Source organism: Campylobacter sp. TTU_617 (assembly GCF_016599045.1).
Lineage (GTDB): Bacteria > Campylobacterota > Campylobacteria > Campylobacterales > Campylobacteraceae > Campylobacter_D.
The window spans coordinates 1-20,664 of sequence record NZ_JAENKV010000017.1 but is presented as its reverse complement, the minus strand read 5'-3'; the positions used below and the strand labels follow the sequence as shown (position 1 = coordinate 20,664).

The window sequence follows — 20,664 nt, the reverse complement described above, 5'->3', positions numbered from 1 at the left end:
TAAATTTTAAATTTAGGAAAGTATATTGCAACGCGATGTATTTTATTTAGCAGGTTATGATCCTAGAACTTATAGATATTATTATTCTTTATTTAAAAAAAATTTAAATTTATATAAAAATAGATTTAATATAGATGCACAACTTTCTAAAAGTTTTACACAAGATAATATTTATTGGAATATAGAGGGAAAAAACTATCAAACAAAATATCATTTTTTGGCTTGGAATGATATTGTTAAAACTAATTGGTCTGAAAGTTTTAAGGATGCTCTTTTAGATTGTTATAGTTTTTTTAGGATTTATACTATTACAGGGCTTTTTATCAAATTTGGTAAAGCTTCTATATATCAATTGATAACAGGATATTATCCTTTTTTTTATGTTATTTTTTCTTTATGTTTAGCTTTAATTTGTAGCAGCGCTGTTTTTTTATCAGCTAAAATTTATATCCATTTTATTTTTGCCGCATTTTTTAGCGTGATTGCATTTTATATGGTTAATCGATTTTTATTTAATTATGGAAGAAAATTAGCTGTTTTTTGGATTTCTAGAATTTGCTCATTTTGTGCAAATTGGCATAAATTTAAAAAAGGTCAATTAGAAAATAGAATTGAAAAATTTTCTCATTTTATTTTTAATACTTTAAAACAAAATCAAAATAAACAAGATTATGAATTAATTTTAATAGCTCATAGCGTTGGAACTATAATGTGTATTGAAATATTAGAACAAATTTTGCATCTTTGTAAAGAAGAAAAAATTGATTTTTCAAAATTAAAGATTTTAACCCTTGGGGAATGTATTCCTTTGGTAAGTTTTCAAAAAAAATCTTTCGATTTTAGAAAAAAGATAGAATTTATAGGCGACTTTAATTTAAAATGGTATGATTTTACTTCAGTTATTGATGGAGCTTGTTTTCCTCAAGTTGATTTTATAGAAGAAAGTGGAATAAAAACTCAGTTTAAACCAAAATATTTATCTGCTAAATTTCATACTCTTTATGAAAAAAAATATTATAAAAAAATTAAAAAAAATAAAAATGATGCTCATTTTTTATATTTGTGGAGTGTTCAATTAAGAGGAGGTTATGATTTTTTTAATTTTATCACCAATGAAAAATTTTTAGAAGAAAAAATAAGGAGTTAATATGAGCCAATGTCCGTTTTTCCCAAAACCTTATAAAACTAAAGCTTCAACTTTACTTACTTTTTTACTTAAGCGTAGATCCTGGCTTGATGGACTTTATGAAAGAAGCTATAAGATGCAAACAGGTTATGTTAGAATGCCTAATTTTGATCTTTATGTTGTTAATGATACTAAAGAAGTAAAGCGTATAATGATTGATGAGGTAAAAGAATTTCCAAAAAGTGAATTTTTACATCAACTTTTAAGTCCTTTGCTAGGTGAGAGTATTTTTACGACAAATGGAGAAGTTTGGAAGAAGCAACGCGAACTTTTGCGTCCAAGCTTTGAAATGACACGCATTAATAAGGTTTTTGATCTTATGAGTGAAGCTGTTGCTGATATGATGGCTCGTTTTGAAAAATATAATGATGAAAGCATTATAGAAGTTGATGAAGCTATGACCTTTGTAACAGCTGATGTTATATTTAGGACTATTATGTCTTCAAAACTTGATGAAGAAAAAGGAAAAAAAGTTTTAGATGCTTTTGTTACATTTCAAGAGCAAAGTGTCCATAGTGCTATGCGACGTATGTTTCGTTTTCCAAAATGGATCTCTTATATTTTAGGGGATAAAAAAAGATTAAAAGCTGGAGAGACTATAAGAGAAGTTTTAAGCGAAATTATTAAACCAAGATATGAAAGTTTTAATCCACAAAATACAAATGAATTTGATATACTTGAATCTTTGCTTTGTGTAGTGGATGCTAATACAAACAAAAGATTTTCTTTTGAAGAAATTTTAGATCAAGTTGCTATGCTTTTTTTAGCTGGTCATGAAACAACAGCAAGTTCTTTAACTTGGACTTTGTATCTTTTAAGCTCATTTGAAGATGAACAAGAAAAAGCTTATAGGGAAATTGAAGAAGTTTTACAAGGTAAAGATATTGAAATAACTCATTTAAAACAATTTAAAATTCTTACAAATATTTTTAAAGAATCCCTAAGACTTTATCCTCCAGTAGGATTTTTTGCAAGAGAAGCAAAACAAGATACTAAAATAAGAGATAAATTTATAAAAAAAGGCTCAGGAGTTGTTGTTGCTCCTTGGCTTATCCAAAGACACGAAAAATATTGGGAAAAACCAAATGATTTTGATCCTTCACGCTTTGAAAATGATTATAAAAAAGATGCCTATTTTCCTTTTGGTATGGGTGAGAGAATTTGTATAGGACAGGCATTTGCTATGCAAGAAGCAATTTTAATTCTTGCTAATATTTTAAGAAAATATAAATTACAATTACAAGAAGGATTTGTTCCAGATGTTGTGGGCAGATTAACAGTTCGTTCAGCTAATGGAATGAATATAAAATTTATTAAAAGGAAAAAATGAAAGAAAAATTAGCAGGAACTTTATTATTATGCGCCATTGTCCCTTTGGCTGTAATAGGTTATATTTTTATAGTTTTTGTTGGAATTTTTTTTAATGTAAAAAGAGCAAGACAGGGAGTAAGAGCGTTAGATCACTTTGTTAATGCAAGTTTGTTTAATGGTTATGCATGGGAGAGTGTTTCTTCTCATGCATGGAGAGAAAGGCATCATAAAAAATGGGCTAGAATAGTTGTTAAAATTACTGATTTTTTTCAAAAAGATCATTGTAAAAGAGCCAACAAAAGAGAACAACCAGTTGTTGATTTTATTTTAAAAAGAGGACTTGAAAAACAAACTATAGGCAAACAAGTTTAACTATCATTTTTATTTAAATTAATTATAAAATCATTTATTTGTTCTTTAAATTCTTGCTCATTAATTATAAATTTTATTTTAATAATTTGCGTATTAAAAGGGGTTAAAATGCTAAAATAATACCATTTTATTTCTTTTACATTATCATAATAATCATATTGAGAAAAACTTCCTATGCCATAATTTTTATATGGATATTCTTTGTAAATCTCTTTAAAAATTTTAGGAATTTCATTAGTTATTATAAAAATGATTTTTTTATTAAACTTATTATTTTGATAGATATTCAATTCTTTAAATTTGCTTTTTGGATGATAAATTTTTAAAATATTTAATAAAGAATCATCAGGATCTTTTAAGTGATGAATGTTTATATCTAGTTCTAAATTTTCATTAATTTGATAATTTTCATTTAAAATTTCAAGTTTTAAAAAATCTTGAGTTTTTATAATAAGTCTTGATATACCCAAATTTAATAGATTTAGCGTTATGAGTTCATTAAAATCTTTTTTTGTAAAAATATTAGGCATAATATTTTTTAAATCTTGATTTTTTATATCGCTAGATAAAAATTCTAAAAGTTTAGGTAAAAATTTAGGTTTTAAAGAAGGCATTTAATTTCTTTCTAAAACAACAACAGCTATGGCAAAATTTCCATCATGAGATATACTAAGAGATTGAGAGCTAATATTAAAATTTTTTTGAATTTTTGATGAAAAATTAAGAATAGGTGCATTTTTTTTAGTTTTTGAAATTTGTATATCAAAAAAATCACACTCTAAAGAAATTCCTACACCAAGGGCTTTTGAAGCAGCTTCTTTGGCTGCCCAAAATCCTGCTAAAGTTTTTGAATTTTTGATTAATTTTTGTTCTTCTTGGCTAAGAAATTTATCTAAAAAATTTTTGCCATATTTTTGATAAATTTTTTCTATTCTAGAAATACAAACAATATCGCAACCTACTTTCATGAGACTACAAAATCTGTGAAATAAACATTTTTTATAAATCCATCAGTAAGGATTTCGTTGATTTTTCCAGTAATTTCGTCCTTAAGTCTTTCTTTACCTTTAGCGGTGCTTATTTCTTCAAAAGTTTTAGCTGTAAGTGTTCTTATGATAATGTCTCTAATTATTGCAACTTTTTTATCAAGTTCTGGCTTTAAAAGTTCGGAATTTTGCTCTAATTGTATTGTGCATTTTACATATCTTGAACCACTATCACTTAATAAATTTAAGGTAAAAGGATCAAGTGGATACATAGGACCTATATTAGCAAAATCACTCCCTCTTTGCTGATTAGAAGGTTTAGCTTTTGGTGTTTTATTTGCTACTACTTCTTCTTTTGGTGCTTCTTTAGCTGTGCTTTCATCCCCTGAAGAAGAGCTAATAAGCCAAGCAATAACTCCCATCATACCAAGAAGTAAAATAAATAGTAAAACAACAATAATAATAACTAATAATCCACCTTTTTTCTTTTTTCCTTCATTTTCTATTTCTTCATCCATCTTTTTTCCTTTTGATTTTTATAAATATTAATGTAAAATTGTAGCAAATTTTTTCTTTCTATACCAAATGTATAATTTATAAGGAGTTTTTGTGCTTGATGTTATTTTTAGAGAATATGATATTAGAGGAATTTATAATAAAGAATTAAATGAGAAAAGTGTTAAAGCCATAGGATATGCTTTAGGACTTCTTATGCTTGAGAGATCTTGTAAAAATGTAAGTGTTGGTTATGATGCAAGATATAGTGCTAAAGAGCTTTTTAATTATTTAGTAAGTGGTCTTAATAAAGCTGGAATAGAAGTTTATGATATAGGGCTTGTTCCAACACCTTTGGGATATTTTAGCCTTTATGAGGGAATGAAATTTGATGCAAATATTATGATAACAGGTTCTCATAATCCAAAAGATTATAATGGTTTTAAAATAACTATTCATAAAGAAAGTTTTTTTGGTAAAGAACTTAAAGAATTTTCAAAAGAAGTTTATAAATATTTAGATGATGAGATAGAGGATAATTTTAAGGCCCAAAAATACGATATTTTAAGTATCTATATAGCTTATATGTGTGAGCATTTTAAAATACTTAAAAATTTTTCTTATCCTTTTGTTGTAGATTGTGCCAATGGAGCTGCTGGAGTAGTTATTGAAACTTTGATTAAAGAGCTTCAATTAAAAGCACATATTTTATTTAAAGAACCTGATGGAAATTTTCCAAATCATTCTCCTGATCCAACTGAAATCAAAAATTTAAAGCCTTTACAAGAATTTTTAAGAGAAAATGAAAATTTTTATCTTGGATTTGCTTTTGATGGAGATGCAGATAGATTAGTGGTTTTAAGCCAAAATCATATTTTTTGTGGAGATGAACTTTGCTATCTTTTTGCCAAAAATATCAACAACCCTAGAGTTTTAGGTGAGGTTAAATGCAGTAAAAATCTTTTTAATGAAGTTTCAAAGTTTGGGACTATATTTATGGGAAAAACAGGACATTCTAACATTAAACAAGCGATGAAAGAAAAAGATATCGATTTGGCCGCTGAAGTAAGTGGTCATATCTTTTTTAAAGACAGATATTTTGGTTATGATGATGGAATTTATGCCCTTTTTAGAACTTTAGAGCTTGTTTTTAAAGGTTATGATTTAGAAGCTATGATAAATTCTTTACCTAAACTTTATGCGACACCAGAAATTAAAATTGCTATAGAAGAAAAAAATAAATTTATTTTAGTAGATGAATTTAAAAAAGCTATAGAAAAAGGGGCTTTAAAAGATGTTAAATCTTTATGCGAGATAGATGGGGTAAGGATAGATTTTGGATATGGTTGGGCATTGCTTCGTGCATCAAATACTAGTCCTTTTGTGATTATGCGTTTTGAAGCACAAAGTGAAGAAGAGGTAAAAAGACTTGAAGTTATAGTTACTTCATTATTTAATGACATTAACAAAAAATTTATTTTATAGGATTATAATTGTATATACTTTAATTTTTAAGGGGTATCAATGAGAAAAGTTTTAGTATTTTTATTTGTTTTTTGCGGATTACTTTTTGCAAATGAGTGTGATAAAAAAATAGAACGTATTAATAAAGAAATTGCTTTTGCAAAAGCTAATGGAAATACCGGTAAAATTTCAAGACTTGAACTTGCTTTAAAAGAAGTTCAAAGCGATTGCATAAAAGATCCTTTATTTTATGATAAAAAATTAGAAGCTAAAAAGTTAAAAGAACAAGAAATAGAAAAAATAGAACAGCAATTAAAAGAATTAAATGATCAAAAAGATTATATGAGTAAAGCTGAATATAAAGCCAAAAAAAGAGCCTTAAAAGAGCAAAAAGATAAAATTAAAAAAGAAATTGAAAAATATATAGATAATCTTTAATTTAATTTTAATTTTTTAAGGTTTTCTAAAAGCTCCTCTATATTGTAAATTGCACGATATTGAGGGGTTAATAGATGAATTAAAATATCTCCTAAATCAATTACTGACCAATCTTCTGAACTCTCAATATGTAAAAATGTTTCGTTTTTTTCTTTAAGTTTGGTTTTTAATTCATCAATTAAAGATAAAGAATGTTTTTCTCCTAATGTTGAAGCAATGATTACATATTTAACAAAATAATCTTCTTCTTGCATATTAAAACTTTTGATTTCTTCTGCTTTTTTATCATCTAAAATTTTAATTATTTGTTCAATTCTTTTTTGCATTTTAATCCTTGTTTGATTTTACTTTTTAATTGTATCAATTTTTTGTAATTTTAAATAAAACTCTTTAACTTCTTCTTTAATTTCATCACAAACTTCTTTAACATTTAAAGTTGATCTTATAAATGTTGAAGAAATGTTTATTTGTGTATTTAAATTTTTAAATTCTTTTGGAATTTCTATATTATCTCTTTTAGCAATAACAAATTCTACTTTTTTACAGAGTTCTTGATAATTATGCCATAGATGAAGTGTTTTTAAATGATCAGCCCCTATAATAAAATAAAGCTTTTTGGGTTTATAAAGTTTTAAAATATGATTTACACTAATTATACTAGGAATTGGTTTTTTTTGATCAATTTCAAAACTAGAAATCTCAATTTTTTTTATAGAACCCCAAATTTTTTTTATCCATAAAAGTCTTTGTTTTTCATCAGCTAAAAACTTATCTTTAAAAGGGCTAATAAAAGTAGGCATAATAATAAGTTTGTCAATATCTAAATTTTTTAAAGAATGCATTATAACAGCATCATGTCCTTTATGAGGAGGATCAAAGCTTCCGCCAAAAACTGCAATTTTCATTAAAATTTTAACCTTTTTTTTGTAAAATATTAGCATTTTATTTTGCAAAAGGAAATTAAATGGCTATAAAAGTTGCTATAAATGGTTTTGGACGTATTGGAAGATGTGTGGCAAGAATTATTTGTGAAAGAGATGATGTCGAACTTGTCGCAATTAACGATACAACAGATATTGAACTTATAAAATATCTTTTTAAATATGATACTGTTCATGGTTTATTTAAAGGTGATGTAAATAGCGATGATGAACATTTAATCATTAATGATAAAAAAATTAAAGTATTTAAAAGTCGCAATATTAAAGAACTTGATTTTGCAAAATATGGAGCAGAAGTTGTTTTAGAATGTACTGGAGTTCATTTGCATAAAGAAAAATGTGAAGAATTTTTAAATCAAGGTATTAAAAAAGTGATTATGAGTGCTCCAGCAAAAGATAATACACCAACTTATGTTTTAGGAGTAAATTCTAATTCTTATAAGAATGAAAAAATTATTTCTAATGCGAGTTGTACTACAAATTGTTTAGGTCCTATTTGTCGTGTTTTAGAGGATAATTTTGGTATAAAAAAAGGATTAATGAGTACAATTCATGCTTATACAAATGGACAAAGTTTAATTGATGCTAAGACTAATGATAAAAGACGTAGTAGAGCGGCTGCGCAAAATATTATACCAACATCTACAGGTGCTGCTAAAGCTATGAAACTTGTAATGCCAGAACTTGATGGAAAATTACACGGTCAAAGTATGCGAGTTCCAGTAGCTGATGTTTCAAGTGTTGATTTAACAGTTTTGCTTGCAAGAAAAGTTAGCAAAGATGAAATAAATAATGCTTTTAGAGAAGCTGCAAAAACATCTTTAAAGGGTATTTTGTGTGTTGATGATGAGCAAAGGGTTTCAAGCGATTTTATCACTTCATCTTATGGAGCTATTGTTGCAAGTGATTTAACACAAGTTATTGATGATGATTTGGCTAAGATTATAGCTTGGTATGATAATGAATGGGGATATTCCTCACGTTTAGTTGATATGGCTGTTTTTACAATGAAGGCTTAAGATGGATAATATTATTTCTATAAAAGATATCGATTTAAATCAAAAAAAAGTTTTTATAAGATGTGATTTTAATGTGCCTCAAGATGATTTTTTAAATATTACAGATGATAGACGTATTCGATCAGCTATTCCTACTATAAGATATTGCTTAGATAATAAATGTAGTATTATTTTAGCTTCACATTTAGGACGTCCTACAGAAATTAATTCAAAATATTCTTTAGAGCCTGTTGCTAAAAGATTATCAAATCTAATAAATAAAGAAATTCTACTTGCTAAAGATATCATTGGAGAAGATGCAAAAAAAAAGGCTAGCGAATTAAAATCTGGCGAAATTTTAATGCTTGAAAATTTACGTTTTGAAAAAGGTGAAACTAAAAATGATGAAAATTTAGCTAAAGAACTTGCATCTATGGCACAAGTTTATATCAATGATGCTTTTGGGGTTTGTCACAGATCGCATGCAAGCGTTGAAGCAATTACAAGATTTTTTGATGATAAAACTAAGTGTGCTGGTTTTTTACTTCAAAAAGAAATTAATTTTGCAAGCAATCTTATAAAACATCCAACCCGACCTTTTGTAGCTGTTGTTGGTGGTTCAAAAGTTAGTGGAAAACTTCAAGCTTTAACAAATTTATTGCCAAAAGTTGATAAACTCATTATAGGTGGAGGAATGGCCTTTACCTTTCTTAAAGCTCAAGGTTTTAATATAGGAAATTCTCTCTTAGAAGAGGAACTTATAGACGAAGCACAAAAAATTCTTCAAAAAGGAAAAGAATTAGGAGTTAAAATTTATTTACCAGTAGATGTAGTTGCAGCTCCTTCTTGCAGTGCTGATGCAGTGATGAAATTTACTCCAGCACAAGAAATTCCATCTAATTGGATGGGACTTGATATTGGTCCTGCAAGTGTGCGTCTTTTTAAAGAAGTTATAGCAGATGCTCAAACTATTTGGTGGAATGGTCCTATGGGTGTATTTGAAATTGATAAATTTAGCAAAGGTAGTATAAAAATGAGCCATTATATTAGCGAGAGCCACGCAACTACTGTTATAGGTGGTGGTGATACTGCAGATGTTGTGGCACGTGCTGGTGATGCAGATGAGGTTACTTTTATATCAACTGGAGGGGGAGCTTCTTTAGAACTTATAGAGGGAAAAGAATTGCCAGGAATTAAACCTTTGAGAGTAAAGGTTTATGAATGATTTTTGCTGCAAATTTAAAATGTAATCATACAAGATCTAGTTTTAAACTTTATGCTGATCAATTAAATCATTTATCTTTAAATGCAAAGAATGAAATTATCGTTTTTCCTCCTAGCATAGCTTTTTTAGAACAAGAATTGAATTTTATTCAAGGAGCGCAAAATTTTTATCCTTGTGTAAATGGAGCTTATACAGGTGAAATAGGAAAAGAACATTTAGATGAATTTGGTATAAAATGTGTTTTAATCGGGCATTCTGAAAGAAGAAAATTTGAAAATGATAATTTAATTAAAGAAAAATTTGATTTTGCAAAAAAATATGGATTTAAAATTATTTTTTGTATTGGCGAAGATCTTCAAACTAAAAAAGAAAATAAAACAAATGAATTTTTACATAATCAATTAAAAAATATTGATTTGAATTATAATGAGTTAATCATTGCTTATGAGCCTATTTATTCTATTGGAAGTGGTATTAGTGCAGATTTAAAAGATATAGAAAATGTATTAAGTTTTTTAAACTCTTTGGGTAAGGTTAAATTGCTATATGGTGGCAGTGTCAATGAAAATAATATTAATCAAATTTTAAATATCAATCATTGTGATGGAGTTTTAATTGGAACAGCTGCTTTAAAAATAGAAAATTTTATCAAACTAATAAAGGATAATTAATGCTAATGAAAGGTAAAAAAGGGTTAATAGTAGGTATTGCTAATAATAAATCTATCGCTTATGGTATTGCAAAAGCTTGTGCAAGAGAAGGAGCTACATTAGCTTTTACTTTTTTAAATGATGCTTTAAAAAAAAGAGTTGAACCTATAGCGCAAGAGTTTAACTCTAATTTTATATATGAATTGGATATTAATAAAGAAGAGCATTTGACTAATTTGTCACTTAATCTTAAAAAAGATTTAAAAGATATAGACTTTATTGTTCATGCTGTAGCTTTTGCTCCAAAAGAAGCATTGGAAAATTCCTTTTTAGAAACTTCAAAAGAAGCTTTTGATATTGCTATGCAAACTTCTGTTTATTCTTTGCTTTCTTTAACTAAAACTTTATTACCTCTTTTAAATGAAAAAGGATCGATTTTAACTTTAAGTTATTTGGGTGGGGTAAGGTATGTACCTCATTATAATGTAATGGGTGTTGCAAAAGCTGCTCTTGAAAGTTCTGTGAGATATTTAGCAAGAGATTTAGGACAAAGAAAAATACGTATTAATGCTATTTCTGCTGGTCCTATTAAAACTTTAGCAGCAAGCGGTATAGGTGATTTTAGAATGATATTAAAATACAATGAAATTAATGCACCACTTAAACGAAACATTACTATAGATGAAGTTGGAAATTCTGGACTTTATTTGCTTAGTGATTTAGCAAGTGGAGTAACAGGAGAAATTCATTACGTAGATGCAGGTTTTAATATTATGGGTATGAGTGATATTGAAATTGATGAAAATGGTTATACAAAAATATGTGGAAGTGATTAATTGATAGGAAATTAATATGGCAAATAATGATGAGTTAAAAATTATACTTGAAAATCAAATTGAAAAATTATTAAATTCTAATTATAAAGAAGAAAAGAATATTAACGAAGAAAGCCTTAAAAGCGTTATGAAGCATTTGGGTTTAAGTAATGATTTAGTTCCTTTGGCTAAAAAAACTTTTGAATTAGCTCCAAAAACTAAAGTTCTTTGGCTTCATCTTTGTGAATGTACAGGTTGTTCTGAGAGTTTGTTAAGAAGCGCAAATCCTAGTTTTGACGAATTAATTTTTGATTTTATTTCTTTAGACTATCATGAAACTTTAATGGCTGCTAATGGAAGTAAGGCTGAGGAATTATTAGAAGAACTTTTAGAAGAAGAATTTATTTTAGCTGTAGAAGGTGCAGTAGCTGCGATTGATACTTTTTTCTTAACTATAGGTGCACACGCAGAAAGCGGTTATGAAATTTTAGAAAAAGTTGCTAAAAAAGCTAAAGCAATTTTTGCTATAGGTACTTGCTCTTCTTTTGGAGGAATTCAAGCCGCCTATCCTAATCCATCAAAAACTTGTGGAATTTCTGAAGTTTTAACTCAAAAAGTTGTTAATATTCCGGGTTGTCCCCCAAGTGATATTAATATAGTAGCAAATTTAATATTTTTTTCACTTTTTAAAATTTTGCCAGAACTTGATAGTCAAAATCGTCCTTTATGGGCATATGGAAAATGTTTGCATGATTTATGTGAGAGAAAAGCTAAATTTGAAAGCGGAGAATTTGCTGAAAATTTTGATGATGAAGCAGCCAAAAATGGTGCTTGTTTATTTAAGATAGGTTGTAAAGGTCCTTATACTTATAATAATTGTCCAAAAGTTAAATTTAATGCTAAAACCTCGTGGCCAGTTGCATCAGGACATGGATGTATAGCTTGTAGTGAAAAAGATTTTTGGGATGATTTTGGTTTTCTTGAAAAACCTATGGCAAATGCATTTGCTTATGCAAAATTCTCACAAAAAAATGAAAATAAAATTCTTGAAAATTACAATCTTAAATATGAAGATTTAAAAAATACAATTAAAGACGATGAAATTGTGCTTTATTTAAAAGAAAAAAGTGAGATTTTATATAAAGATGAAAATCAAAATATCTGTAATTTTTTAAATCTTGAATTTGAAAGTAATCTTAAGATAATTTTAAATAATATTTCCAAAAATAAACTTGGAGCTAAACTTGTAGAAAATTATTCAAAACAATTTTTATCACAATATAATTTTATACAAGAAAATTTTGATGAAGTATCTATACTCTCAAAAGATATTTGGAAACTTTTTGAACTTAACTTTATCTTAGCAAAGGGAAAATTTCTAGAAGATAAAAAAGAATTTGTAAATTATGCTTTAAATTATCATTTTAAACATCCAAGCCCTTATGATTTTAAACTTTCCTTTAGTGAAAGAGAGGCAAAACTTGATGTAAACAAATCTTTACGTATGCCTTTGATTTATCTTTGCGGGGGGCTTGATTTTGAAGGTATTGCTTTTAGTTGTTTAAAAGCTTTTGGAAAAAGTATTAGCAAGATAAATGAAAATTTTAAAGATAAAAGATTAGTTTTAAGTATTGATGAAGAATTAAATTCAGCCTTTTTACAAGAGCTTTTAGCTCATTCTTGATTTCTTAATAAGAAATCAAGAAACCACTTGATAATCTTTGTACTTTTTTATTAAAGTCAATCAAACTTTCTCCATATCCATTAAAATATTGCAAATACCAATATACTCCATTGTTAAATAAATCATAACCTAGATCAATTTGCAAAGCCCCTTTATTATTTGAAAATTTAAGATTATTTCTAATGAGCGTATTTACAAAAAATTTTTTATCAAAATAAGTTAAATTAATATCAAAATTTCCCATATAATGTATTATTGCTGGATTATCATCATTATTTTTGCTTTCTGGAATTCTATACCAGATACGAGGAGTAAATAAAAAATTATCATATAAAAAAGAGCTGCTAAGATAAATTCTATTCCATGATCTTGATTTTAAATTTTCATCTCCTTGTCCATTAGATTCGTGTAATAAACCTAAACGTAAATTTTTAAATATTTCATTATTTTGTGGAAAGTCTATAAAAAATTCAGGCTGATAATTTGTTTCTCTAAAAGGAGAGGAATGATTATAAAGTTGCCACCAAGAAGTTTGGGTATAAGCAATATAATATTTTTCATTTAAGCCAAGTAAATTTTCAAATAAACGCTTTTTTATGCTAATTTGAAATTTTGCTTCCATTTTGTTATAGTCTTGATTAGTAGATGCAAAATTATATGCTAAAGGCAAAAAATAATTCATTTTATAGGTTTTTATCCCAAAAGAATTAAATTTTCCCATCTCAATATAATTTGTTAATATGTTAGTTTGAGAGCTTCGTTTAGTTAAATTAGAGTCATTTTTTACTAAAGTTGTATTTGTATCTATACTTAAATTCTGTTCTTTTAGGGCTAGTTTTTTATAAATTTGCATAGCCTCTTTAAAATTACCTTTTTGTTCATACTCTAAAGCTTTTTGTAGATCATTAGCGTATAATAAAATGCTAAATATTATAAGTAAAAAAATTTTATTCATTCTAATCTTCTTTGAAAAGTTTCGTATTCTTGATAAAAATTTAAATTGATGAAAGCATCTTCATTATCGAAATATACTTTTTTAACTTTAACCATGTCAAATAAAATTCCAATTTTATGTTCATTTTTTTCTAATAATTCTTTGCAAAGCGGGGTTAAAGAACTATGATAAAAACCGCACAAAGAATGATTATATTTTTTAGTTTTAGCAATAACAATTTTATAATCTTGTTTTAAAAATTGAACTAAATCATAAATTTCTTTAAAGCTGATATTTGGCATATCAACGCTAATTATAAAAACAAAATTATTTTTATAATTTTTTAGTATGGAGTAAAGAGCCAACATTGGAGAATATTCATTGAAATTTATATCATCTAATATTAATTTAAAAGTACCTTGAAATTTATCATTTTTAGCACTGATAAAAACTTCTTTAAAAATAGTAGAAAATTTTTCAAATTGAAATTGTGTAAGAGTTTTAGAATTTAGCATTAAAAGACTTTTATCCTGTCCCATACGGCTTGATTTTCCCCCGCATAAAATAATACAATCAAAATTGAGTTTTTTCACTAAGCACCTTTAAATTTGCATAAGATTTTATCATAAATTTGTAAAAGTATCTTATAATTAAAGTATGAAATACAATGAACTTTTACAAATTAAAAATTTTTTTATCAATTTTAAAAAAATTGATTTTATAAAACGTATTGATGATAATATCTTAGAATTAAGTTTAGATAGACAAAAATTTATTATAGACTTAAATAGATCTTTAAGTGCTATTTATCAAGCTAAAATTACCATTAAAAATTATAACGCTCCTTTTGATTTTATGCTTAAAAAGTACTTTAATAATGCTTATATTAAAAATATAGAAGTTTTAAATAATAATCGTGTTTTATGTTTTTATACTGAAAATCAAAAAGCTTATAAAAATTACAAAAATAAAATTTATTTTGAATTTACAGGTAGAAATACTAATGCTATTATTACAGATTATGATAATGTAATTATAGAAGCTTTAAGACATATTGATAAAAGTTTTCGTCCTATAAAACCTAGTTTAAAATTAGAAATTTTAAAACCTTATGAAATTAAAGAAGAATATAAAGAAATCAAAGATTTTCAAAAATATTTTAAAGAACAATTTCAAAATTTATATCAAAAAAGATTAGAAGAAAGCAAAAGTATCAAGCTTAATACTCTTAATAAAAAAATTCAAAAAATAAAAGAATATATATTTTCTTTAGAAAAGGAAGATGATTTATTAAAAGAAGCTAAGAATCTTAGTTTTAAAGCCGATGTTTTATTTGCAAATTTAAATAAATTAAAAGAATATGAAAGGAAATTTGAGCTTAAAGATTTTTATGGACAAACTATACTTTTTAACTTAGAATATAATCCAAAACAAAGTGCAAATATTTTTTATAAAAAATCAAAAAAACTTAAACAAAGAGCTAAAAATATAAGTATTGAAAGAAATAATCTTTTAGAAAAAATGGATTTTTACGAAAAGCTTTATAGACTTTTGTGTAATGCTAAGGATCTATTTGAATTAGAACTTTTATTTCCTAGAAAAAAATTAAATGAAAATAAGAAAATACAAAAAGACTCTAATATTGTAGATTTTTATTTTAATGAATTTAAAATCAGCGTAGGAAAAAATGAAAAAGGCAATGAATTTTTACTTAAAAATTCAAAAAAAGAAGATTTATGGTTTCATATTAAAGATTTTTCCAGTGCTCATGTTTTTATTACTTCAAATAAACAAAAAATAAATGAAGAAGTGATAGAATTTGCAGCAAAACTTTGTATTAATTTTTCGAATTTAAAGCCCGGCAGTTATTTAGTCGATTATACAAAAAGAAATTTTGTTAAAATTAAAGAAAAAGCTCTTGTAAATTATACTAATTTTAAGAGTATGAAATTAATAAAGGAGTAAAATGCCAGTCTCTCCTATAGGAAATATGAATTTTATTAATCAAAATATGGCTTATCCAGCAACTCAAACAAGCAATGAGTTAGCTAAAGAAGGTTTTGCATCTATTGCAAATATGAATGAATTTATAGATAAAGAAAAAACGATTGATAAACTCGAAAAAGTAAATGAAACAAAAGAAATTAATCAAGAAGTTAAAGAACGCTCTCAAGAAGAAAAAGAAAAAAAGAAAAAAAAATTTAAAGATAATCAAGATGAAGAAGATGATGATAGCGAAGAATATGAAGAAAATCAAAGTAAAGAAGAGCAACAAAAAAATATCCATCATTTAGATATGAGTATTTAAGGAAAAAAATGTTTGATAAAACAAGAATTATTTCAGCTTTTATAATGATTATAGCAATAGCGATTATTGTTTTAATTAATCAATTTATTATAAATTTTATTGTTTTTGGGGCTTTGTTATATTTTGCATTTGATGAGGCAAAAAATCTTTTTAAACTTGAAAATGCTTCAATAATTCCAGTTTTTATTGCTTTTATTGTAGGAAGTTTGACAAAAGAAGCTTTATTATTTGGGATTTTAGCTTTTTTGTTAATTGTTGGATATTTAGTATATAAAAAGGCTGATAATTTAAAATTGTCTTTTATTTACCTTTATCCTACTTTGCCTATTTTGGCACTTTGGCAAGTGTATTTAAGTTTTGGAATGTTTGCTTTGTGTTGGCTTATTTTAATCGTTGCAAGTTGTGATAGTATGGCGTATTTTGTTGGAAAACTTATAGGAAAAACGCCTTTTTCGCCAACAAGTCCAAAAAAAACTTTAGAAGGTGTTATAGGAGGGATTATTTTTGGTACTCTTATAGGGTTTTTAATGGGAGTTTTTGTTTATGATTTTTGGTTAAGCTTAATTTGTTCTTTTTTTGCTTCAATTTTTGCCGTAATTGGGGACTTAATTGAAAGTTATTTTAAAAGAGAAGCAGGTGTAAAAGATAGTGGAGATTTAATTCCAGGTCATGGAGGAATTTTAGATAGAATCGATGCTATAATCATTGCTTCTTTTGTAATGGTTGTTCTTTTATGATACTTTTTGGTAGTACAGGAAGCATAGGGGTAAATACTTTAAAACTAGCCAAACGCTATAAAATTCCTATTTCAGCTTTAGCTTGTGGAGATAATATTAAGTTGTTAAATGAGCAAATTGCTGAATTTAAGCCTAAATTTGTTTGCATTAAAGATTCAAAAAATAAATCTTATGTCAATCATAAAAATGTTTTTAGCACTCAAGAGGGTTTGGAAAAAATTCTTTCTGAATGCGAAGATAAATTATTTGTTAATGCTATTGTAGGTTTTGATGGTTTAAGAAGCTCTTTAAAAGCAAAAGAGCTTGGAAAAGAGATTGCTTTAGCTAATAAAGAAAGTTTAGTTATAGCTGGAGAATTTTTAAAAGGAGCTAAGATTAGACCTATTGATAGCGAACATTGCGCTTTAAATTTTTTAATAAAAAATCAAAAAAATATCAATAAACTTTTTATTACGGCTAGTGGGGGAGCATTTTGGAGAATTAAAATTAAAGATTTAGCTAAAATGCAAGCTAAAGATGCTCTAAAGCATCCAAATTGGAGTATGGGAAAAAAAATTACTATTGATAGTGCTACGATGATAAATAAACTTTTTGAGATTATAGAAGCTTATTATTTATTTAATACTAAAAATATTGATGCACTTATAGAGCCAAAGTCTTTAATCCATGCTATGTGTGAATTTAAAGATGGTACTAGCACAGCATATTTTTCTTATGCTGATATGAAATTAGCCATTTCTCAAGCTATTTTTAAAAACAATCAATATAAAATATTAAAAGCTTTAGATTTTACTAAATTGCCAAGTTTAAAATTTTATAAAATAAATATTAAAAAATATCCTGTTTTTGCATTAAAAGATGAGTTCTTAAATCATCCACAAATCGGAGTTTTGATTAATCGAGCTAATGAAATTATGGTAAAAAAATTCTTAAATCAAGAATGCAATTTTTTAGATATTTCAAAAAATATTTTTAAAGTTTTAAATCATTTTGGCTATCCAAAAATTTCAAGTATCGATGAGGTATTTGAATATGATGAGAAAGTAAAACATTATTTGAAATAATGAGGCAAAAATGAAATATTTATCAATTTTTTTTATTTTTTTAACACAAATTTTTGCTTATAATCTTGAATTTAGTGTGGGAGAAAATGGTAAAAGTTTAGATGATAATAATACGGTTTTAATTTTTGGTGGTATTCAAGGAGATGAGCCAGGGGGATTTCATGCAGCAAGTTTATTATTGAGTGATTATAATATTACAAAGGGTAAGATTATAGTTGCTCCTAATCTTGCTTTTGATAGTATTATTAAAAGAAGTAGGGGCGCTAATGGAGATTTAAATAGAAAATTTGCTAATATTAGCCCAAATGACCCTGATTTTAATACCATTAAACGTATTAAAGAACTGATTTTAAAACCTGAAGTAGGTATGGTAATTAATTTACATGATGGTTGGGGTTTTTATCATCCAACTTATATAAATTCTTTAAAAAACCCTAATCGCTGGGGTAATTCAAGTGTGATTGATACTAGCGAAATTAATGCAAGTAAGTATAATGATCTTGAAAATATAGCTACTCAAACTATCAATCAAGTTAATTCTTATTTGATTGATCCAAAGCACGAATATTTTTTAAAAAATACCAAAACTAAAGAATCTGGCGATACTCAAATGTTAAAAGCTTTAACATATTTTGTTATATCCCATCATAAAGCTGCATTTGCTAATGAAGCAAGTAAAAATTTAGCAGTCCATTTAAGAGCATATTATCATCTTTTGGCTATAGAAAATTATTTAAAAACAGCAGGAATTGAATTTAGTAGAAATTTTGAATTAACCCCGCAAGGTGTTTATGAAGCAATTAATAAAGAAATTGAAGTCAAACTTTTTAATGATAAAATTTTATTATGGCTTAAAAATCCTAGAAAAGCAATTAAATTTTTACCTTTTCCAGTTAATAAGGATTTAACATACAATACCAGCAATGAACTAACAGCAGTTATTGCTGAAAATAATTCATTTTTTATTCAATATGGAAATAGATTTCAAACAAGAATTTATCCAGAATATTTCGAATTTAGTGATGCTTTTAATAAAATAGAAATCATTGTTGATCAAAATAAAACTCAAACATATTCTTTTGGTGAGAAAATAAAAATAAAGGATAATTTTTTAATACCAAAAATGCAAAATGTTCGCGTAAATGTAATAGGATTTGATCATTCAAAAGATGAAAGCGATATAGTCATTCATAAAAAAAATATGCAAAAAGAATATTCTTTAGATAGGGATGGAAAAATTTATCGTGTTGAATTTTATGAATTAAGAGGAGCTAATTTGCAAGAACAATTTTTAAGGCAAGATGAAAAAGATAAGCTCATTAAAAATGCTAAAATTCTAAATACGCAAATTTTAAAAGCAGCAAGTAAAAAAGATAAATTTTTAGGTTCTGTTTTGGTGGAGTTTGAATGAAAAATCTTATTTTAGCTATAGAAAGTTCTTGTGATGATAGTTCTATAGCAATTATAAATAAAGATACTTTTGAATGTGTTTTTCATAAGAAAATTTCCCAAGAAGAAGAACATTGTAAATATGGCGGAGTAGTTCCAGAGCTTGCTGCAAGGCTTCATAATGCAGCTTTACCAAATATCTTAGAGCAATGCAAAAATTATTTTGATAAACTTTGCGCCATAGCTGTAACTAATGAACCTGGACTTAGTGTAAGTTTAATAAATGGCATTACTATGGCAAAAACCCTATCTTTAAGTTTAGATCTTCCTTTAATCGCAATCAATCATTTAAAAGGACATATTTATTCTTTATTTTTAAAACAAGAACTTTTGCTTGATATGGGCATTTTACTTGTAAGTGGTGGTCATACTATGGTAATAAAGCTTGATAAAGATAAAAATTTAAATATCATAGCAAGGACTTGTGATGATAGCTTTGGAGAAAGTTTTGATAAGGTAGCTAAGATGATGAATTTACCTTATCCTGGTGGAGTTGAAATTGAAAATTTAGCTAAAAAAGCAGTTTGTAAAAATTTAAGTTTTTCTGTACCTATGTTGCATTCAAAGGAACTGAACTATAGTTTTTCAGGACTTAAAAATCAAGCAAGACTTGAGATATTAAAATATAAAAATTTAGATGAAAGTATAAAAGCTGAGATTGCTTATGCTTTTGAAAATGCTGCTTGTTTGCATATATTAGATAAATTAGAAAAGATTTTTAAAAAATATTCTTTTAAGTTTTTTGGCATTGTTGGAGGTGCTAGTGCAAATTTGAATTTGCGCTCTAGAGTGGAAAGTTTATGTAAAAAATATAATACTAAATTATATCTTGCCCCTCTTGCTTATTGTTCTGATAATGCTTTAATGATAGCAAGAGCAGCTATAGATGCTTATAAAAATAAAGATTTTGTAAATATTGAACAAGAAATTTTAAGCCCAAAATCGCTTAATTTTTCAAAAATTTAAGGAAATAAAATGAAAAAAGCTTTTACTATTTTAGAGCTTATTTTTGTAATTATTATTTTAGGAGTTTTAGCTGCTATTGCTTTACCAAAACTAAATATTAGCAAAGATGAAGCAGAGCTTAGTAAATCATTAAATAATCTTAAAATTTTAATTAATGATTTAAGTATTTATGCTTTAAAAAATGATAAGCTTTCTACTCTTAGAGCTATGAGCAATGTTAAAGAAGTTCAAAATATAGATTTAAGTCAGATTAGCGGAACTAAGGAGGCCTTTTTTAAAGTTGGAAATGATGAAAAATGTATTAAACTCATTTTTATCGATAAGCCAAATTTCACTTTAATGGGAATTGCAAGCAATGAAACTATAAAAAATCTTATAGAAAATGTAGCCAATACTTCTTCTTTAGAAGTCTTGGAAAATGCAGATTTTACTTCAAATTCTAAAGATAAAGCTTGTATAAGTTTAAGTAAAAATGAAAATTTTAAAAATATTGCTAGTAAAGTTTATGTTTTATTAGGAGAAATGAATGTTAATTAACAAATCCTATAAAATTAATTCTTGTGATGATGTTGAACTTAATATAAAAAGAGAAAGTAAGCTTGAGTATAGACTTACTTTTGATGATAGTAAAGATATAAAAG

Annotated in this window: 25 protein-coding genes; 18 read left to right on the top strand and 7 right to left on the bottom strand. The window is 26.3% G+C overall.

The features are described from left to right. The first annotated feature begins 25 nt into the window (after positions 1-25). From GQV94_RS06855 to GQV94_RS06845, 3 genes are read left to right on the top strand one after another with little or no spacing between them, the layout of a single operon-like run. Positions 26-1,147: a DUF829 domain-containing protein gene (locus GQV94_RS06855; protein WP_200170315.1), complete on the top strand. Its 1,122-nt coding sequence runs from the start codon at positions 26-28 to the stop codon at positions 1,145-1,147. 1 nt (position 1,148) lies between these two features. Continuing rightward, positions 1,149-2,516: a cytochrome P450 gene (locus tag GQV94_RS06850; RefSeq protein ID WP_200170314.1), complete on the top strand. Its 1,368-nt coding sequence runs from the start codon at positions 1,149-1,151 to the stop codon at positions 2,514-2,516. Continuing rightward, positions 2,513-2,869: a hypothetical protein gene (locus GQV94_RS06845; protein WP_200170313.1), complete on the top strand. Its 357-nt coding sequence runs from the start codon at positions 2,513-2,515 to the stop codon at positions 2,867-2,869. The genes GQV94_RS06850 and GQV94_RS06845 overlap by 4 nt, the downstream gene beginning before the upstream one ends. Here GQV94_RS06845 and GQV94_RS06840 read toward each other — a convergent pair. The 3 genes from GQV94_RS06840 to fliL are packed head-to-tail and all read right to left on the bottom strand — an operon-like array spanning position 2,866 to position 4,373. Further along, complete coding sequence (locus tag GQV94_RS06840) at positions 2,866-3,483, bottom strand: hypothetical protein (protein WP_200170312.1); 618 nt, start codon at positions 3,481-3,483, stop codon at positions 2,866-2,868. The two genes, GQV94_RS06845 and GQV94_RS06840, sit on opposite strands and share 4 nt — an antisense overlap. Next, complete coding sequence (acpS, locus tag GQV94_RS06835) at positions 3,484-3,837, bottom strand: holo-ACP synthase (RefSeq protein WP_200170311.1); 354 nt, start codon at positions 3,835-3,837, stop codon at positions 3,484-3,486. Beyond that, the gene (gene fliL / locus GQV94_RS06830; RefSeq protein ID WP_200170310.1) at positions 3,834-4,373 is read right to left on the bottom strand and encodes a flagellar basal body-associated protein FliL; all 540 of its coding nucleotides are present in this window, start codon (positions 4,371-4,373) and stop codon (positions 3,834-3,836) included. The genes acpS and fliL overlap by 4 nt, the downstream gene beginning before the upstream one ends. A 91-nt stretch (positions 4,374-4,464) precedes the next feature. Between fliL and GQV94_RS06825 the strand changes: the two genes are divergently transcribed. Together GQV94_RS06825 and GQV94_RS06820 are read left to right on the top strand one after the other, a co-directional pair. Continuing rightward, positions 4,465-5,835 (top strand): phosphomannomutase/phosphoglucomutase, encoded by a 1,371-nt coding sequence (locus GQV94_RS06825; RefSeq protein ID WP_200170309.1) that lies wholly within the window; start codon positions 4,465-4,467, stop codon positions 5,833-5,835. A gap of 39 nt (positions 5,836-5,874) precedes the next feature. Further along, positions 5,875-6,252 carry a DUF1090 family protein gene (locus GQV94_RS06820; protein ID WP_200170308.1) on the top strand — a complete coding sequence of 126 codons (378 nt, stop codon included), beginning with the start codon at positions 5,875-5,877 and terminating at the stop codon, positions 6,250-6,252. Here the strand turns inward: GQV94_RS06820 and rsfS are convergent. Both rsfS and nadD read right to left on the bottom strand, forming a co-directional pair. Then, the gene (gene rsfS / locus GQV94_RS06815) at positions 6,249-6,578 is read right to left on the bottom strand and encodes a ribosome silencing factor (protein WP_200170307.1); all 330 of its coding nucleotides are present in this window, start codon (positions 6,576-6,578) and stop codon (positions 6,249-6,251) included. The genes GQV94_RS06820 and rsfS overlap by 4 nt on opposite strands. Positions 6,579-6,596: 18 nt before the next feature. After that, the gene (gene nadD / locus GQV94_RS06810; protein WP_200170306.1) at positions 6,597-7,157 is read right to left on the bottom strand and encodes a nicotinate (nicotinamide) nucleotide adenylyltransferase; all 561 of its coding nucleotides are present in this window, start codon (positions 7,155-7,157) and stop codon (positions 6,597-6,599) included. Between the two features lie 59 nt (positions 7,158-7,216). Here nadD and gap point away from each other — a divergent pair, with 59 nt between their 5' ends. Genes gap through GQV94_RS06785 form a run of 5 tightly spaced genes read left to right on the top strand, consistent with a single transcriptional unit; the run spans position 7,217 to position 12,565 of the window. Further along, positions 7,217-8,212, top strand: a complete 996-nt coding sequence (gene gap / locus GQV94_RS06805; RefSeq protein ID WP_200170305.1) for a type I glyceraldehyde-3-phosphate dehydrogenase — start codon at positions 7,217-7,219, stop codon at positions 8,210-8,212. Between the two features lies 1 nt (position 8,213). After that, on the top strand, positions 8,214-9,416 hold the full coding sequence (locus GQV94_RS06800; RefSeq protein ID WP_200170304.1) for a phosphoglycerate kinase: 1,203 nt from the start codon (positions 8,214-8,216) through the stop codon (positions 9,414-9,416). Next, positions 9,413-10,087 carry a triose-phosphate isomerase gene (locus GQV94_RS06795; protein WP_200170303.1) on the top strand — a complete coding sequence of 225 codons (675 nt, stop codon included), beginning with the start codon at positions 9,413-9,415 and terminating at the stop codon, positions 10,085-10,087. Before GQV94_RS06800 ends, GQV94_RS06795 begins: the two co-directional genes overlap by 4 nt. Further along, entirely contained in the window at positions 10,087-10,902 is an 816-nt protein-coding gene (fabI, locus tag GQV94_RS06790; protein ID WP_200170302.1) for an enoyl-ACP reductase FabI, read from the top strand. Before GQV94_RS06795 ends, fabI begins: the two co-directional genes overlap by 1 nt. Positions 10,903-10,912: 10 nt before the next feature. Then, positions 10,913-12,565 carry a hydrogenase small subunit gene (locus GQV94_RS06785; protein ID WP_200170321.1) on the top strand — a complete coding sequence of 551 codons (1,653 nt, stop codon included), beginning with the start codon at positions 10,913-10,915 and terminating at the stop codon, positions 12,563-12,565. A 4-nt stretch (positions 12,566-12,569) separates the two neighbouring features. On the opposite strand, the gene GQV94_RS06780 is transcribed toward GQV94_RS06785, so the two are convergent. Beyond that, positions 12,570-13,520 carry a phospholipase A gene (locus tag GQV94_RS06780; RefSeq protein ID WP_200170301.1) on the bottom strand — a complete coding sequence of 317 codons (951 nt, stop codon included), beginning with the start codon at positions 13,518-13,520 and terminating at the stop codon, positions 12,570-12,572. Then, positions 13,517-14,092, bottom strand: coding sequence for a molybdenum cofactor guanylyltransferase (locus GQV94_RS06775; RefSeq protein ID WP_200170300.1), 576 nt, complete (start codon positions 14,090-14,092; stop codon positions 13,517-13,519). Before GQV94_RS06775 ends, GQV94_RS06780 begins: the two co-directional genes overlap by 4 nt. A gap of 64 nt (positions 14,093-14,156) precedes the next feature. Between GQV94_RS06775 and GQV94_RS06770 the strand changes: the two genes are divergently transcribed. From GQV94_RS06770 to GQV94_RS06735, 8 genes are all read left to right on the top strand, one after another. Further along, positions 14,157-15,464 carry an NFACT RNA binding domain-containing protein gene (locus GQV94_RS06770; protein ID WP_200170299.1) on the top strand — a complete coding sequence of 436 codons (1,308 nt, stop codon included), beginning with the start codon at positions 14,157-14,159 and terminating at the stop codon, positions 15,462-15,464. A 1-nt stretch (position 15,465) separates the two neighbouring features. Next, complete coding sequence (locus GQV94_RS06765; RefSeq protein WP_200170298.1) at positions 15,466-15,807, top strand: hypothetical protein; 342 nt, start codon at positions 15,466-15,468, stop codon at positions 15,805-15,807. A gap of 8 nt (positions 15,808-15,815) precedes the next feature. Continuing rightward, the gene (locus tag GQV94_RS06760) at positions 15,816-16,544 is read left to right on the top strand and encodes a phosphatidate cytidylyltransferase (protein ID WP_200170297.1); all 729 of its coding nucleotides are present in this window, start codon (positions 15,816-15,818) and stop codon (positions 16,542-16,544) included. Then, on the top strand, positions 16,541-17,608 hold the full coding sequence (gene dxr / locus GQV94_RS06755; protein ID WP_200170296.1) for a 1-deoxy-D-xylulose-5-phosphate reductoisomerase: 1,068 nt from the start codon (positions 16,541-16,543) through the stop codon (positions 17,606-17,608). The genes GQV94_RS06760 and dxr overlap by 4 nt, the downstream gene beginning before the upstream one ends. A gap of 10 nt (positions 17,609-17,618) precedes the next feature. Next, complete coding sequence (locus GQV94_RS06750) at positions 17,619-19,019, top strand: M99 family carboxypeptidase catalytic domain-containing protein (protein ID WP_200170295.1); 1,401 nt, start codon at positions 17,619-17,621, stop codon at positions 19,017-19,019. Then, positions 19,016-20,023 carry a tRNA (adenosine(37)-N6)-threonylcarbamoyltransferase complex transferase subunit TsaD gene (gene tsaD, locus GQV94_RS06745; RefSeq protein WP_200170294.1) on the top strand — a complete coding sequence of 336 codons (1,008 nt, stop codon included), beginning with the start codon at positions 19,016-19,018 and terminating at the stop codon, positions 20,021-20,023. The genes GQV94_RS06750 and tsaD overlap by 4 nt, the downstream gene beginning before the upstream one ends. A 9-nt stretch (positions 20,024-20,032) precedes the next feature. Further along, positions 20,033-20,560, top strand: a complete 528-nt coding sequence (locus GQV94_RS06740; RefSeq protein ID WP_200170293.1) for a type II secretion system protein — start codon at positions 20,033-20,035, stop codon at positions 20,558-20,560. After that, positions 20,550-20,664, top strand: a 115-nt coding sequence (locus GQV94_RS06735) for a DUF2920 family protein (protein WP_200170292.1), incomplete at its 3' end; no start/stop codon positions are given. The genes GQV94_RS06740 and GQV94_RS06735, both read left to right, overlap by 11 nt.

Bases quoted from the DNA above. Each gene is read 5' to 3' on its own strand.
- fabI (WP_200170302.1), top strand. From the start codon at position 10,087: ATGCTAATGAAAGGTAAAAAAGGGTTAATAGTAGGTATTGCTAATAAT.
- rsfS (WP_200170307.1), bottom strand. From the start codon at position 6,578: ATGCAAAAAAGAATTGAACAAATAATTAAAATTTTAGATGATAAAAAA.
- GQV94_RS06820 (WP_200170308.1), top strand. From the start codon at position 5,875: ATGAGAAAAGTTTTAGTATTTTTATTTGTTTTTTGCGGATTACTTTTT.
- GQV94_RS06850 (WP_200170314.1), top strand. From the start codon at position 1,149: ATGAGCCAATGTCCGTTTTTCCCAAAACCTTATAAAACTAAAGCTTCA.
- GQV94_RS06780 (WP_200170301.1), bottom strand. From the start codon at position 13,520: ATGAATAAAATTTTTTTACTTATAATATTTAGCATTTTATTATACGCT.
- GQV94_RS06765 (WP_200170298.1), top strand. From the start codon at position 15,466: ATGCCAGTCTCTCCTATAGGAAATATGAATTTTATTAATCAAAATATG.
- GQV94_RS06795 (WP_200170303.1), top strand. From the start codon at position 9,413: ATGATTTTTGCTGCAAATTTAAAATGTAATCATACAAGATCTAGTTTT.
- GQV94_RS06750 (WP_200170295.1), top strand. From the start codon at position 17,619: ATGAAATATTTATCAATTTTTTTTATTTTTTTAACACAAATTTTTGCT.
- GQV94_RS06800 (WP_200170304.1), top strand. From the start codon at position 8,214: ATGGATAATATTATTTCTATAAAAGATATCGATTTAAATCAAAAAAAA.
- nadD (WP_200170306.1), bottom strand. From the start codon at position 7,157: ATGAAAATTGCAGTTTTTGGCGGAAGCTTTGATCCTCCTCATAAAGGA.
- gap (WP_200170305.1), top strand. From the start codon at position 7,217: ATGGCTATAAAAGTTGCTATAAATGGTTTTGGACGTATTGGAAGATGT.
- fliL (WP_200170310.1), bottom strand. From the start codon at position 4,373: ATGGATGAAGAAATAGAAAATGAAGGAAAAAAGAAAAAAGGTGGATTA.
- GQV94_RS06740 (WP_200170293.1), top strand. From the start codon at position 20,033: ATGAAAAAAGCTTTTACTATTTTAGAGCTTATTTTTGTAATTATTATT.
- acpS (WP_200170311.1), bottom strand. From the start codon at position 3,837: ATGAAAGTAGGTTGCGATATTGTTTGTATTTCTAGAATAGAAAAAATT.
- tsaD (WP_200170294.1), top strand. From the start codon at position 19,016: ATGAAAAATCTTATTTTAGCTATAGAAAGTTCTTGTGATGATAGTTCT.
- dxr (WP_200170296.1), top strand. From the start codon at position 16,541: ATGATACTTTTTGGTAGTACAGGAAGCATAGGGGTAAATACTTTAAAA.
- GQV94_RS06760 (WP_200170297.1), top strand. From the start codon at position 15,816: ATGTTTGATAAAACAAGAATTATTTCAGCTTTTATAATGATTATAGCA.
- GQV94_RS06845 (WP_200170313.1), top strand. From the start codon at position 2,513: ATGAAAGAAAAATTAGCAGGAACTTTATTATTATGCGCCATTGTCCCT.
- GQV94_RS06770 (WP_200170299.1), top strand. From the start codon at position 14,157: ATGAAATACAATGAACTTTTACAAATTAAAAATTTTTTTATCAATTTT.
- GQV94_RS06840 (WP_200170312.1), bottom strand. From the start codon at position 3,483: ATGCCTTCTTTAAAACCTAAATTTTTACCTAAACTTTTAGAATTTTTA.